The sequence below is a fragment of the Mesorhizobium sp. M0292 genome, from assembly GCF_040321695.1.
GTDB lineage: Bacteria > Pseudomonadota > Alphaproteobacteria > Rhizobiales > Rhizobiaceae > Mesorhizobium.
The window spans coordinates 40,942-54,102 of sequence record NZ_JAMYSB010000030.1; the positions used below are offsets into that span (position 1 = coordinate 40,942).

Genomic DNA, 13,161 nt, shown 5'->3' on the forward strand with positions numbered 1-13,161 from the left:
TGTGCCGCCCTGCCTTCACGCCGCCATCCTGCCGATCGAGAAATACTCGATGCCGTGACGGGCGATGACCTTGGGATCATAGAGGTTGCGGCCATCGAAGATGACCGGCGTGGTCAGGGCATCCTTCACCGCGTCGAAGGACGGGGCGCGGAAACTCTTCCACTCGGTGGCGATCAGCAACGCGTCGGCGCCGCGCAACGCCGCCTCCTTGGTGCCGCACAACAAAAGGTCGTCGCGCAGGCCGTAGATGGCCTGGCATTCCTGCATCGCCTCGGGGTCGTAGGCCTGCACATTGGCGCCGGCCTGCCACAGCGCCTCCATCAGGACGCGCGCCGGCGCCTCGCGCATGTCGTCGGTGTTGGGCTTGAAGGCGAGGCCCCAGAGCGCGAAGGTCTTGCCCTTGAGACTGCCCTTGAAATAACGGTGCACCTTGTCGAACAGCACCGACTTCTGGGCATTGTTGCGCTCCTCCACGGCGCGCAGCAGCTTGGCGTCGAACTTGACGCCTTCGGCGGTCTTGATCAGCGCGCGGACATCCTTGGGAAAGCACGAACCGCCATAGCCGAGGCCGGGATAGATGAAGTGATAGCCGATGCGTGGATCCGAGCCGATGCCCTTGCGCACCTCCTCGATGTCGGCGCCGAGTTGCTCGGCCAGATTGGCCATCTCGTTCATGAAGGAGATCTTGGTCGCCAGCATGCAGTTGGCGGCGTATTTCGTGAATTCGGCGCTGCGCACGTCCATCACGATCATCTTCTCGTGGTTGCGGTTGAACGGCGCGTAGAGCTCGCGCATCACCGCCTCGGTGTCCTCGCTGTTGGTGCCGACGATGATGCGGTCAGGCTTCATGCAGTCGGCGACGGCGGAACCCTCCTTGAGGAACTCAGGATTGGAAGCGACGTCGAAAGCCAGGTCCTGGCGCCCGCGCGCCTTCAGCGTCGCGGCGATTTTGGCCTTCACCTTTTCGCAGGTGCCGACCGGCACGGTCGACTTGCCGACGACGATCTTGGGACCGTCCATCTCGCGGCCGATGGTCTCGGCCACCGCCAGCACATATTTGAGGTCGGCCGAACCATCTTCGCCGGGTGGCGTGCCGACCGCAATCATCTGGATCTCGCCATGCTTGACGCCGGCGGCGGCATCGGTGGTGAACTTGATGCGGCCGGCGGCGTGGTTCTCCTTGACCAGGGCCTCCAGTCCCGGTTCGAAAATCGGCACCAGGCCCTGGTTGAGCCGCTCGACCTTCTTTTCATCGACATCGACGCACACCACCTGGTGCCCGACCTCCGCCAGCACCGCGGCCTGCACGAGACCGACATAGCCAATTCCAAAGACCGTCAAATTCATTCGGGTTAATTCCTGTTCACGCCCTTTGGCCTTATATAGCCGGGCCGGTTCAGATCTACTTTATGCTGCTTACACTGCATGCCAGCGATTCCGGAAACTGGCACGGCTGGCCGAGCGCGGTGAAGGCGACGCGCTGCACCTGCATCGTCACCTGGCGGCCGGGGTCGGAAAAGGCGCCCATCCAGTTTTTCAGCGTGTCGCTGCCCCAGAGGCTGAAGAATATCTTCTGCGAGTGGGTCGGCAATTGCTCGGGATTGGTCACTTCCTGGACCAGCTTGCCGTTGACGTACCAGCGCAGCCGGTCCTTTTCCCAGATGAAGGCATAGTCGTTGAAGCCCTTGTCGGCGCCGCCTTCGACCTCGGCCAGCTTCTCGTTCTTGGGCTTGCCGGCGATGTAGCTGTTGACCTGCACCTTGGATGTATCCTTGGTCAGCACCTCGAAGTCGATCTCATACCAGGGCTGTTTGTCGGCAGGGCCGATATAGGTGAAGAAAGCGGCGTTGAGACCGGATCCGGTGTCGGTCTTCATGCGTGCTTCATAGGTCCCATAGCCGAAGCGCTGCTTGGTCTGGATCTCGGCGCAGGCGAACTCGCGGTCCTTCAGTTTGCGCTTTTCGAAGCCGAGCGTCAGCATGTTGTCGGAAACTTTTACCAGGCTTTTCGACCAGGTGCAGTTCTGGTGATTGCCGTTCGACCAACCGTCGGAGACATACCAGCGCGAACGATCGAAACTCTTGAAATCGTCGACGAAGGACGGTGCGCTTTGCATCTCCGGGGAGGCGTCCTGGGCGCGGGAGGGGTGGGCGGCGCCGAGCAGAGCTGCGGCTGCCGCCAACAGAAGCGCACCAACGGATAGAAGACGCGTTGGGTTTACAAGACGCATTGGCCGATTTGGCCGCGTCGAAATCATGGCATCGATTGCCGCCATGGGCGTCGTCTTCGGATCTGCGTGCATATCAATTCACCTTTGTGCTGTTCCGCCCCAACCCAAAGTCACCGATTGGCCCACATTGCTAACGGGCCGATCCCGATCCTCCGTCCCCGAACTTTCTCTTCTGTGTCTCGTGTGACCGTGTTCAGCCGAAGCGACCTGCGGGTTTGACATATTCCCCGTGCGAATCAGAACCCTGGCCATCCTCGCCGACGATCGCGTCGAGTGAATGACGCAGTTCCTTCATCCGGCTCGTCTGACGCACCAGCTCGGCGATGCGCTGTTCGCAGTTCAGGATGGACTTCGTCAGCTCGCCGACTTCCGACAGCTTGCTTGCCGACGCCGAGCCGTTCTCCATCGACTCGACCAGGAAGGCCGCGTTGGTGGACTTCGACCGGTAGCGGGCCTCCAACCCGGTCTTCTCGGCCGCAATCTCGGCCGTGATCTGATCCAACAGCTTTGCCAGACGGTCGAAACGCGCCAGATCGGTCTGCTTGTCGCGCGCTGGGTCCCTGGACCTGAAGCCGAAAATTGAAGCCATCCGGTTGGCCTTCCAAAATTGCTGCACCGCAACATACAGTGCCATCGTCGGGGCGTGTAGGCAACCTCCGAGTTTCAGAAAGGCAATTTTTTCAGCCTTGCGGCCGCCGTCCCGGACTTGGCGGAGCCTACTTTTGCGCCGCCGTGCTGGTAGCGGCCATGAGGAAGCGCAAGGGCGGCACCGGCTGCTGCCGCGGGGGCAGACCGGCGTGGCGAAACAACGCATCGAGCTTGTCGGCGGCCACGCCGACAACGATGGGAATGAAGTTCGACTGGCTGGCCAGCGCGTAGGCGGCGGCAGACGCCATGCCGCGCTCGGCCTTCACATCGAGAAAATTGCGCAGCCGGTATTTGTCACGCACATGCCGCTCGTGCTTGCGCAGCAGGGCCTTGGAGCCTTCCGGCAGGCTGTCGATCTCGAGCAGTGCCAGATCCGCATCGGCGAGGCGCTTCAGATCCTGTGTCTTGTGGCGCCCGCTCAACGAATCGGCGCGCACGATCGCGCCATAGCCGCAGGAACGGATGACCTTGAAGCGTGCGCCAAGGGCAAAGGCGCGAGCGTAGAGTTCGTAATCTTCGCCGAGACGCAGGTTCTCGTCGTAACGCAGCCCATGCCTGTCGAGGAAAGCTCTTGATATCACCGGCTTGAGAAAGCCGAGTTCGCCGCGCTGGACACGCCGTCTGGAGATGTTGCCCTCGATGAATCGCTCGAAGTCGAGGAATTCCGGGTCCGCCGAAAAGGACGGGGCGACGATCTTCGAGACATCGGTCGCCGTATCGTCACGGATCAGCATGATGTTGTCGGCGGCGAAATCCCAGTCGGCGCTGGCAAACAGCTGGCGAAACCGTCCCTGAAGGAAGAAATCGTCGGCGTCGAGAATGCTGATGAAAGGTGATTTCGACCCGGCAATGGCGGTATTGCGGGCGAAGGACGGGCCGCGATTGGCGTCGAGCCGGATGACCGAAAGCCGGCCGCTGCCATCATCGGCAGCGCTGGCCACCTTTGCGGTGTCATCGGTGGAGGCGTCGTCGACGACGACGACTTCCGCCACCTCCGGCTCGCGCAGCGCCGAGGCGATGGCTGCGGGAATGGTCCGGGCCGCGTTGCGCGCCGCGATGATCACGCAGACCCGGGATTCTGTCATGGACATAGGATGGCCTTTCGATTGCGTAAAGTGTCGCGAGGCCCCTCGCCCTCCCGGCGCGCGGCGCCGGACCCCGATCCATCCTCCCATGATCCATCCCCAGCGGATCGGGACGGAACGTTTTCTGCCTGCTGCATGACGACCCTCATCGTCACCGGCTTTCCCGCTCGAAAATCCGCCGGCTGAGGTCGGCTGACGCGGCCCAGCCGGCCTCGGTCAGGTAGCGGACAGGTTCGCGGCCGCACAATTCCCACAAAACGGTGCGCCGTTGCGGCCATCTGAGCGACGACAGCCACGGCGCGATGACCATGTGGAACAGGTCTTCATTGCCGATGCGTGACAGGATCCTGGTGGCCCGATCCGACAGCAGCGTGCCGGCGCCACCAAGCAGCACATCGGCGGCGCGCAGGCCCAGCAGCAGGGTGTCGGCCAGCCCCTGCTCGGCCGCGTAGTCGAGCACAGTCTGCTGCTCGGCCTCGCTCAGCCGACTGGCAGCGGCCCGGATATCGCAGACATAGCCCGCGCATGGCTCGCGGTTGAACAGCGCCTTTGCGACACTGATGCAGGACAGAAGCAAAGTGTCGGAGGCCGAGATGAACGGCACGCTGGAGCCGGCGATCGCAAGCGCGCGCTTGCGGCGCAGGAACCCTTCCGTATCGCGCGGGCTGGGCGATCCCGGCTGCTGGAGCCGGTAATGGAGATCGACGGTGGACAATTTCCGACCTTGGCTGCGAACCATGTGCTGCTCGCCCAGAAAGCGCACCCACCAGACGGAGCGGGACTTGCCGGCGACCTCGTAGCCGATCGAGCGCAACGCATCGCGAGCTCTAAAGAAGCCGGCCGGCGACACCAATATGTCGACATCTCCGGACGGCTTCATGAAATGGTCGCCATAGAGCAGTTGCTGCTGGAGGGGCCCCTTCAGGAATACGAAATCGATGCCGCTGCCGCGCAGCGCCTTGTCGATGGCCATCGAATCCATGATGCCGGACGAGTTCATCGCAATCGTGCGCCGGCGATAAGTGTCGAGCCACTCGAGCAATCCCGGCGGCGTCTCGCCCGCCGGTGGGCGCGACAGCGCCTTCAGCATGAAGGTGGCGACCTTGTTGAGCCTGGCGATGTCGCAAACATCGGCAACGGAGATGGCCGGTGCAGGCGCGGTGCTGGGGCTCGCCCCGGAGGCGAAGAACAGCCGCAGGCACGCCTGCACATAGGCCACTTCGTCGGCGCAGCCAGCGGCGCGCAACCTTTCGAAGGTCCCTTCCTGCAAGGCCATCTGCTGCAGCATCTCCGCAAAAAATTCGCCAGGCGCGTTATATTGCAAGTGCGAAGCAAAGCATCGCCAAATTCATGCGCCGCGTCCAGTTTTTTCCTTGGAGACAATTTTCCTGCAACCTCTGCGTCTAACGACACAGTCGTACAACGATGCAAGGCGTCGCCTGATCGGAGCCTATGCCCGACACGTCAGCAACAATCTTGTGGGAACACGCGCTAGCGCCCAAATGACGAGCGTTCGACTAGAAAATTTAATATAATAAAATCAGCTACGTAACTAAGAACCACGGTCACTCCGCTGAAATCACCTAGGCTGTGAAAATGCAAGCGGTTTTGATCACCATTGAAGGCTACCGCAACCGAGAATTGATTAACGGCGGGTAAATCAGGCTTGACTCATAAATGCTGCCATGCAGCTATTGCGGTGCAGCAATAGCTCGCTGCCGGCAATCGACAGGCCGCTTCCAGTCCACAAGTGGAGAGTAAATTGGAACAGAATGTTGAAAAGCATGAGTACGAAACCCCTAGCCTGACGGTCCACGGCTCGATCGAGACCATCACGCAAGGCGGTAGCGGTACTACGGCACTCGACGCCTCGTTTCCGGCACATACGCCGGTCGGCGAACTCACCTTCTCCTGAGTCTTCTCTCGTTGGGGTGACAAAGTCCGGACTCTGCAAACAGAGCGCACTAAGGAGAGTCGGGGGTCAAACCCCGGCTCTCGCGTCTTTGTCCGGAATTGCCGAAGCGTTGGTGTTGTGAGCGAGGTTTAGGAATGGACTGGAACCCCACGGACCATGATCGGATGAGCGCGAGCAAGGATGCCGTGGCCTGCGAATTCGGCAACGGCCTGGCGCTGCTCGATATGAGGTCCAACATCTATTACAGCCTGAACAGCGTCGGCGCCTATATCTGGGAGCTGATCCAGGAGCCGCGGCCGATTTCCGAAATCCGCAGCGCCGTGCTGGATCGCTACAATGTCGATCCGGAACGCTGCAAGGCCGATGTCGATGGATTGTTGAAGGGCTTGGCGGACGCCGGGCTTGCGAGGCTCCATGATGAGGAACTTGTCTAGAGCTTTCTCACTGAGCGGGCCGGAGATGCTCTTTCTCGCCCACTGCCTTGCGGTGGTCGTGGCGGTGCGGCTGGGGCTGACGCTGCTTTCCTACAACAAAGTGCGCCGCGTGGTGACCCGGCTCGACGCGCGCGAACCAGCCGACATCGGCGATCTCAGGCGTGTCGCCTGGGGCGTGGCTGCGGCTGCCCGCCTGGTGCCTGGCGCAAGCTGTCTGACCCAAGCGCTTTCCGGCCAGTATTTGCTTGCCCGCCAGGGCAACGCCTCAAAAATCCGCATCGGCATCGAGCGCGACACCGGCACCGAGTTGAAGGCGCATGCCTGGCTGGTCAGCGGCGACCACATCGTGCTCGGCGGCTCGCTTGGCAGGTTTAACCATCTCGTCGACCACGGCCAGTGAGCGATGAGCGGCGTCGCCGGAATTCTGCTGAGGCAGGAAGGCAGGCAGGCCGCCGCGGCCGACATCCAGCGCATGCTTGCCCGCATGCAGCATCGCGCGCCTGACGGCAGTTCGTGGTGGATCGACGAGGGCGTCGTTCTTGGCCACGCCTGGCTCAACACCACCGATGAAGCCGGCCCCGGCCCGCTGACCATGGCCGGCGGCAAGCTCGCAATCACCGCGGACTGCCGGCTGGACAATCGCGACGAATTGCTGGCCAGGCTCGGCATCCGGGACAATTCGGTTGCCGACGCCGTGCTTGTGATGCGCGCCTATCTGCGCTGGGGCGAAGCCTGTCCCGAATATCTCCAGGGCGACTTCGCCTTTGCCATCTGGGACGCCGAGCGCCAGAAGCTGTTTTGCGTGCGCGATCATTTCGGCGTCAAACCCTTCTACTACCATTCGAGCGACCGGCGTTTCGTCTTTGCCTCGGAGATCGGGCCGATCCTCGATGTCGGCGGCGTCGACATGCGCATCAGCGAACACCAGATTTCCGGCTTCCTCGCCGGGCTGCCCGACGATCCGCAATCGACTGCCTATGCCGATATCTTCCGTCTGCCCGCGCGCCACAGTCTGACCGTGACCGGGAACCAGGTGGTGTTGCGCCGCTACTGGCAGATCGAACCCTCGCCAAGGCCGATGCGATCGGATACGGCCGAGGAATTCCGGCATTTGTTTTCGCAATCGGTCCGCAACCGCATGCGCGGCACGCGGGCGGTCGGGGCGATGCTGAGCGGAGGCCTCGATTCCTCCTCGATCGCCTGCGTGGCGGGCCTTCAGAATGCCGCGCAGCGCAAGCCGAGGCTGCCGACCTTCTCGCTGGTGTTCGAAAGGGGTTCGCCGATGGACGAGCGGCCTTTCATCGAGGCAGTGCTTGGACAGGAGAAGGTCGACGGCACTTTGATTTCCGTCGGCAACTACGCGCCCTTCGCGGAATTCGAACGCATTCTGGAAGAGCAGGAAGAAACGTTCCTGGCCCCCGGCCTGTCGCTGACCCGCGACATCTACAGGACGGCCGGCGCCAAGGGCATGAAGGTGCTGCTGGACGGCCATGGCGGCGACGAGGTGGTTTCGCAAGGCCACGGCCATCTGCACGAACTCGCCGACGCCGGCAAATGGATGGAGCTGTGGCGCGAGCTGCGCAGCGCCTCCAACACCTATGGCGATGGCATGCTCGGCCTCTACTACCAGTTCCTTACCCTTTACGGGCCGGCCTGGCGCATCGCGAGAATCAAGCGGTTCGCGAACCGCGTGCTTGGCAAATTGCGGCGCCATCCCACTGGGCGGCCGGCGACGAGCTGGCGCGCCCTGATCAATCCGGACCTGGCGATGCGTACCGACCTCGTCGAACGGTTCCGCAGGGCCGGCTATATGCCGCCCGCGGTCAGCGCCAGCGAGACCTTGACCCATCGCTGGCTGCTGTCGAACGGCATGGTGCCGCACGCCTTCGAGGTTCTCGACAAGGCCGCCGCCAATTTCGGCGTCGAGCCGCGCTACCCCTTCTGGGACAAGCCGCTGGTCGAGTTCTGCCTGGCGCTGCCCGGCGCGGAAAAGCTGAACCAGGGCTTTGGCCGCTCGGTGCTGCGCCGCGCCATGGAAGGTATCCTGCCGCCGGCGGTGCAGTGGCGGCGCGACAAGATCGATTTCACCTCGAACCTGGTCAAAGGCATGCTCGGCAATCACCGTGATCTCCTCGACAAGGTGCTGGTAGCGGATGCGGCGCTGATCGCGCCCTATGTCAATTTGCCCGAAGTGACAGCCGCCTATGGCCGCATCTCGCGGCAACCGGACGAAGCCACCCTGCCCGATGTCCAGTATGTCTGGCGTTCGATCGCGTTGTCGCTGTGGCTAAGGCAGGTGCAACAGCGCGGGAGCCAAGCATGACACTGGCCAACATGCCACTCACCGCCGATGCGATCCGCGATGCCGGCCATCCCAAGGCTCGCGCGCAACGCTTCTACAGGGCTTATGGCCTGACGATCGGTTCGCAGGTCGAATTGCCCGAGCTGGAGCCGAGCGCGCCGGCGGCGGTCGATGTGGTGATTGCAGTCGGCCCGATCGACTTGCCAAAACCCTCGCCCGAGACCGGAACTGCTTTCCGCTTCGAGGCGCGGCAGCAATATCTGGCATGGCAGACGGTCGGCGCCTTCCTGATTACCGATGCCTGCCGCATCGAGGTGGAGCCGGCGCCTGATGTCGACGACGCGCTGCTGGCGTTTCCGCTGCTCGGTCCGGTCATGGCACTGCTCCTGCACCAGCGCGGCCTGCTCATCCTGCACGCCAGCGCCATTGCGGTCGGCGGCAAGAGCGCGGTCTTCATGGGCGACAAGGGCGCCGGCAAATCGACGACGGCGAGCGCGATGATCCGTGCCGGGCATCGATTGCTGACCGACGATGTCGTGGCGCTCGATCTCAGGGACCGGCCGATGATCGTTCCGGGTTTTCCGCAGTTGAAGCTCGCCGCCGATGCCGCCGCCGCGTTTCCCATCCGCCAGGCAGAGATACGCCCGCAGGTGCATGCGGCGATCGACAAGATGCAGCACCGCCTGCACGCCGGATTTGCGGCAGACGCGGTGCCGGCGACCCGGATCTATATCCTCGAGCGCAGCGACAAGGCAGCGATCACGCCGCTGCCAGGCATCGGCGCCCTGCCGGCAATCATCAAGTTTTCCTATGTGACGCGTTTCGGCCGTCCAGCCCTGGTCGGCGATTTTGCCACGACACATCTTCGCCAATGCGCCGCCCTGGCCAGCCAGATCGGCGTCTGTCGCCTCGAAGTGCCCACCGGGCTCGACCGTATCGGCGAAGCCGTCGCCCTGATCGAAAACGATCTGGCGGCCGACAAAGGGCCGCGGTGACTGACATGTCCGCATCGCAGATCCTGCGCTTTTCGTTTTACCGCGATGTCGCCGGCTTCGGCGCCGCCATGGCCCGGATCGGCGGGCGCAGGACCTTCACGGCATTGCTGTTCCTGATCCTGGGAAGCCTGACCGAAGGCATCTCGATCCTGCTTCTGGTGCCGCTGCTGCATCTGGTCGGGCGACCCGAGCAGAATTTCGCGGTCAGGTTGCCTGACCGCGACTGGGTGCGCTGGCTGGCTCCGGACGGAACGCTGCAATTGACCACGGTGCTTTGCCTGCTGGTCGGGCTTGTCGCGCTGCAGGCAGCGTTCAACCGCTATAAATCCGTCTACATGGCGCGGCTGCTGCTCGACTTCATCAATCGCCTGCGCATGAACCTGTTCGAGAGCATCGGCAAGGCGCGGTGGGGGATATTCGCGCGCATGCGCAGCTCCGATCTCGACCATGCGCTGACCGGCGATATCGACCGCGTGCAGTCGGCGGCGTTCTCGCTGCTGATGCTGGTGCAGATCGCCGTGCTTCTGGCGGGTTATCTCGTTGTCTCGCTGTTCATTTCGACAGTGATGACGGCGTTTGCCATTGTCGTCGGCATCGTCACCTTCCTGGCACTGCAGCCGTTTCGGGCACGAGCCAGCGCCTTCGGCCGGGTTTTGACCAGCAATCGCCAGGAGCAGTACCGAACGGTCTCGGAGTTCCTCGGCGGCATCAAGGTGGCCAAGAGCCTGAATGTCGAGGCGACCTATTACGCGCAGCTTCGGGCGACGCTGGAGAAGATGAAGGCCGACAACATCAACTATGTGCGCAACAGCACCATCGGCACCGCGCTGTTCCAGGTCGCCAGCGTCATTGGTCTGAGCCTGTTCATCTATGTCGCCCTGGTCCGCTTCAACCTCTCACTGGCCGAGATCGTAGTCTTGCTTCTGGTGTTCATGCGCATCGCGCCGCGTTTCATGGACATGCAGATGCAGGCGCAGCAGGTGCTGATCAATCTGCCGGCCTATGCCTCGATGCGCGACATGCAGGCGCGTTTCGATGCCGAACGCGAGCCGGCAAACCTCGAATCGGATGCCAAGCTGTCGCTCGATGTCGGGCTCAACATCCGCAATGTCTCCTTTGCCTATGAGGCCGGCGGCAAGCCGGTGGTGAGCGATGTGACCTTTGGCCTTCCCGCCGGCAAGGTAACGGCGCTGATCGGTCCGTCAGGATCGGGCAAGAGCACGCTTGCCGACATGCTGCTTGGCCTGCTCGAACCGAGCGAGGGCAAGATCCTGGCCGATGGCGTCGAGATCGGCGCGGCCAATCGCCGGCGCTGGCGCGACCAGGTGGCGTATGTGCCGCAAGACGTGTTCCTGCTGCACGATACGATCGCCGCCAATCTGCGCCTTGCCGCGCCGCAAGCCAGTGACGCGGAGCTGTGGACTGCACTGCGCGCTGCGCATGGCGCCGACTTCGTCGAGCGGCTGGAGTTGCGGCTCGACACGGTGGTCGGCGACCGCGGCGTCCGGCTCTCGGGCGGCGAACGCCAGCGCATCGCGCTGGCGCGCGCGCTGCTGCGCAAACCTTCGCTGCTCATTCTCGACGAGGCGACCAGCGCGCTCGACTGGCAGAACCAATCCCTGATCGCCAAGTCGATCGACGGCTTGCGCGGATCGATGACGATCCTGACCATTGCGCACAGGCCATCGATGATCGCCTTCGCCGACTGGGTGGTTGCAGTCGAAAACGGACGAATCGTCGAAGTGGGGCAATATCAGAGGTTGAAAGCGAAGGCCGGCAGCCGCCTGTCGAAAATGCTTTCAGGCGAGCAATCGGAACCCGAGCCGGCCGAAGCAGGCTGAGTCCGGCTGCAAGATGATCCGAGGCCGACCTTGCGGCTTCAGACTGCTCAATGCACGCTGCGCCTCGCCGAGAGCTTCTCGCCTTCAACCGCCTTGTCGGCGCCGAGGCTTCTTTCGGCGTCGCGAGCCCTGTCGGCCGATGTCGGCGCGCTCCTGGCGATCATAACATACACCAGCAGGAAATAACCGATTTGGATGAGGACAGCGCAGCCGATGACGCGAAGCACCGTTGTGGTGACCGTCGCGCCGTCGACATAGGACCACGCGACCACGATCGCGAGGGCGAAAACCATTCCAATGACGAATTTTGGTAATGACATGTTCGGCGGCCCGTCAACCGGCCCGAGCATGCAAAAGCGATGACTTACCCACCCGAGTATCTCCCCATTCGCCATGCGAGCTTATTTAGCTGCTCTTTTTCGGCCGGTTGCTTCCGGCCTTCCCAACCCATCCAGACTCTATCAGGAATAATTTGCGACTCTATTAAGGCGCGAAACTGACGGCAAGGGCAACCAGCAATAATTTTCGGCTTGGCGGCGGCTTGGACTCCGCCATGCTGCGATGCACACGCAGGGGTGGTGGCCTAACTCGTCATGCGCTTTATACTACAGTAGAATCTACAATGTTGATTAGTATTTTACTTGATTAATTTAGCAAAGCCAGTGATTCGAAAATCAGTTAAAGCCGTTCCCTCTGCGGCAAAGGACGATTTGCCCAAAACCCGCCGAAAAAAGGCATTACATTTCCTACGGTTGCTAATTATTCGTCACAAACCCGCCATAAAGGGCAAAATTTGGGCAAGGAGGGTTTATTATTTAGTCAATTCCTGACGTGACTATTTCAGCCATATGGGAAATTGTGTGTTGCGCTGCAGCATTTTTTTGGTATCGTGGCATAAACCATCCGTTCAACGTATGGAGCTTTTGCATGAGGGACGTTGCCAAGTCGGCCAATGCGGCATTTTCGCATGTCGGCGTAGATTTTCCGCCACCCATCGGCGGGCTGCTGAAGCGCAGTTTCGATATTTTCGGTTCACTTGTCGGCCTGGTGGCGCTGAGCCCGCTGTTCCTGATGGTGGCCCTTCTGGTCAAGCTTTCCGACGGCGGCTCGATCTTCTACGGCCACAAGCGCATCGGACGCGGTGGGCGGATTTTCCCCTGCCTCAAGTTCCGCACCATGGTCGAAGACGGCGAACGTGTGCTGGCCGCCTATCTCGCGGCCAACCCGGAAGCCAACGCCGAATGGATCGCGACCCGCAAGCTGAAGAACGATCCGCGCGTCACCCGCGTCGGCGCCGTTCTGCGCAAGCTCAGCCTCGACGAGCTGCCGCAGATCATCAACATCCTGCAGGGCGACATGAGCCTTGTCGGGCCTCGCCCGGTGGTGCGTGACGAGCTTGAGATCTACGGCAGCGCCGCGGTCTATTATTTGAAGTCGCGGCCGGGCCTGACCGGGCTCTGGCAGGTGAGCGGACGCAACGATGTCTCCTATGACAGTCGCGTCGCGTTCGACCGTCACTATGTCGAGAACTGGTCGCTGTTCGAAGACGTTCGCATCATCCTCAAGACCGTGCCTGCGGTGTGGATGTCGCGCGGTTCCTACTGACCGACCGCAACTGGTCAGCAATCGGCCGGTACGGCCCGAAGCCAATCCGGTCCAAAGCTATTCGGCGATGGGCCGGTCTCGCATTGCAGCCATAGTATTCTGCCAG

Annotated in this window: 13 protein-coding genes; 7 read left to right on the top strand and 6 right to left on the bottom strand. The window is 62.1% G+C overall.

The features are described from left to right. Positions 1–15: 15 nt before the first annotated feature. The 5 genes from NKI96_RS29135 to NKI96_RS29155 form a co-directional block, all read right to left on the bottom strand. Positions 16–1,347, bottom strand: coding sequence for a UDP-glucose dehydrogenase family protein (locus NKI96_RS29135; RefSeq protein ID WP_023694201.1), 1,332 nt, complete (start codon positions 1,345–1,347; stop codon positions 16–18). Between the two features lie 55 nt (positions 1,348–1,402). Further along, positions 1,403–2,302 (bottom strand): endo-1,3-1,4-beta-glycanase ExoK, encoded by a 900-nt coding sequence (exoK, locus tag NKI96_RS29140; protein WP_023694202.1) that lies wholly within the window; start codon positions 2,300–2,302, stop codon positions 1,403–1,405. 121 nt (positions 2,303–2,423) lie between these two features. Then, positions 2,424–2,819, bottom strand: a complete 396-nt coding sequence (locus NKI96_RS29145) for a cytochrome P450 family protein (RefSeq protein WP_023694203.1) — start codon at positions 2,817–2,819, stop codon at positions 2,424–2,426. 127 nt (positions 2,820–2,946) lie between these two features. After that, positions 2,947–3,969 (bottom strand): glycosyltransferase family 2 protein, encoded by a 1,023-nt coding sequence (locus NKI96_RS29150; RefSeq protein ID WP_023694204.1) that lies wholly within the window; start codon positions 3,967–3,969, stop codon positions 2,947–2,949. Positions 3,970–4,114: 145 nt separating this feature from the next. After that, positions 4,115–5,239 (bottom strand): nucleotidyltransferase family protein, encoded by a 1,125-nt coding sequence (locus tag NKI96_RS29155; RefSeq protein WP_023694205.1) that lies wholly within the window; start codon positions 5,237–5,239, stop codon positions 4,115–4,117. Positions 5,240–5,725: 486 nt separating this feature from the next. Here NKI96_RS29155 and NKI96_RS29160 point away from each other — a divergent pair, with 486 nt between their 5' ends. The 6 genes from NKI96_RS29160 to NKI96_RS29185 all read left to right on the top strand — a co-directional run bounded on the left by NKI96_RS29160 (position 5,726) and on the right by NKI96_RS29185 (position 11,450). Next, entirely contained in the window at positions 5,726–5,878 is a 153-nt protein-coding gene (locus NKI96_RS29160; protein ID WP_023684233.1) for a lasso RiPP family leader peptide-containing protein, read from the top strand. 164 nt (positions 5,879–6,042) lie between these two features. Then, positions 6,043–6,312, top strand: a complete 270-nt coding sequence (locus tag NKI96_RS29165) for a PqqD family protein (RefSeq protein WP_245259933.1) — start codon at positions 6,043–6,045, stop codon at positions 6,310–6,312. Between the two features lie 25 nt (positions 6,313–6,337). Next, positions 6,338–6,712, top strand: coding sequence for a lasso peptide biosynthesis B2 protein (locus tag NKI96_RS29170; protein WP_023689984.1), 375 nt, complete (start codon positions 6,338–6,340; stop codon positions 6,710–6,712). A gap of 3 nt (positions 6,713–6,715) precedes the next feature. Beyond that, a complete protein-coding gene (locus tag NKI96_RS29175; protein WP_023689983.1) occupies positions 6,716–8,635 on the top strand; it encodes a lasso peptide isopeptide bond-forming cyclase in 1,920 nt (639 codons plus the stop codon). Further along, complete coding sequence (locus tag NKI96_RS29180) at positions 8,632–9,609, top strand: phosphoenolpyruvate carboxykinase (ATP) (protein WP_023689982.1); 978 nt, start codon at positions 8,632–8,634, stop codon at positions 9,607–9,609. The genes NKI96_RS29175 and NKI96_RS29180 overlap by 4 nt, the downstream gene beginning before the upstream one ends. 5 nt (positions 9,610–9,614) lie before the next feature. Next, positions 9,615–11,450 (top strand): ABC transporter ATP-binding protein, encoded by a 1,836-nt coding sequence (locus NKI96_RS29185; protein WP_023711265.1) that lies wholly within the window; start codon positions 9,615–9,617, stop codon positions 11,448–11,450. Positions 11,451–11,497: 47 nt separating this feature from the next. On the opposite strand, the gene NKI96_RS29190 is transcribed toward NKI96_RS29185, so the two are convergent. Beyond that, positions 11,498–11,770, bottom strand: coding sequence for an exopolysaccharide production repressor protein (locus NKI96_RS29190; protein WP_023668815.1), 273 nt, complete (start codon positions 11,768–11,770; stop codon positions 11,498–11,500). A gap of 607 nt (positions 11,771–12,377) precedes the next feature. Between NKI96_RS29190 and NKI96_RS29195 the strand changes: the two genes are divergently transcribed. Beyond that, entirely contained in the window at positions 12,378–13,055 is a 678-nt protein-coding gene (locus NKI96_RS29195) for a sugar transferase (protein WP_023668816.1), read from the top strand. Positions 13,056–13,161: the final 106 nt, after the last annotated feature.

Bases quoted from the DNA above. Each gene is read 5' to 3' on its own strand.
- NKI96_RS29135 (WP_023694201.1), bottom strand. From the start codon at position 1,347: ATGAATTTGACGGTCTTTGGAATTGGCTATGTCGGTCTCGTGCAGGCC.
- exoK (WP_023694202.1), bottom strand. From the start codon at position 2,302: ATGCACGCAGATCCGAAGACGACGCCCATGGCGGCAATCGATGCCATG.
- NKI96_RS29145 (WP_023694203.1), bottom strand. From the start codon at position 2,819: ATGGCTTCAATTTTCGGCTTCAGGTCCAGGGACCCAGCGCGCGACAAG.
- NKI96_RS29150 (WP_023694204.1), bottom strand. From the start codon at position 3,969: ATGTCCATGACAGAATCCCGGGTCTGCGTGATCATCGCGGCGCGCAAC.
- NKI96_RS29155 (WP_023694205.1), bottom strand. From the start codon at position 5,239: ATGGCCTTGCAGGAAGGGACCTTCGAAAGGTTGCGCGCCGCTGGCTGC.
- NKI96_RS29165 (WP_245259933.1), top strand. From the start codon at position 6,043: ATGAGCGCGAGCAAGGATGCCGTGGCCTGCGAATTCGGCAACGGCCTG.
- NKI96_RS29170 (WP_023689984.1), top strand. From the start codon at position 6,338: ATGCTCTTTCTCGCCCACTGCCTTGCGGTGGTCGTGGCGGTGCGGCTG.
- NKI96_RS29175 (WP_023689983.1), top strand. From the start codon at position 6,716: ATGAGCGGCGTCGCCGGAATTCTGCTGAGGCAGGAAGGCAGGCAGGCC.
- NKI96_RS29180 (WP_023689982.1), top strand. From the start codon at position 8,632: ATGACACTGGCCAACATGCCACTCACCGCCGATGCGATCCGCGATGCC.
- NKI96_RS29185 (WP_023711265.1), top strand. From the start codon at position 9,615: ATGTCCGCATCGCAGATCCTGCGCTTTTCGTTTTACCGCGATGTCGCC.
- NKI96_RS29190 (WP_023668815.1), bottom strand. From the start codon at position 11,770: ATGTCATTACCAAAATTCGTCATTGGAATGGTTTTCGCCCTCGCGATC.
- NKI96_RS29195 (WP_023668816.1), top strand. From the start codon at position 12,378: ATGAGGGACGTTGCCAAGTCGGCCAATGCGGCATTTTCGCATGTCGGC.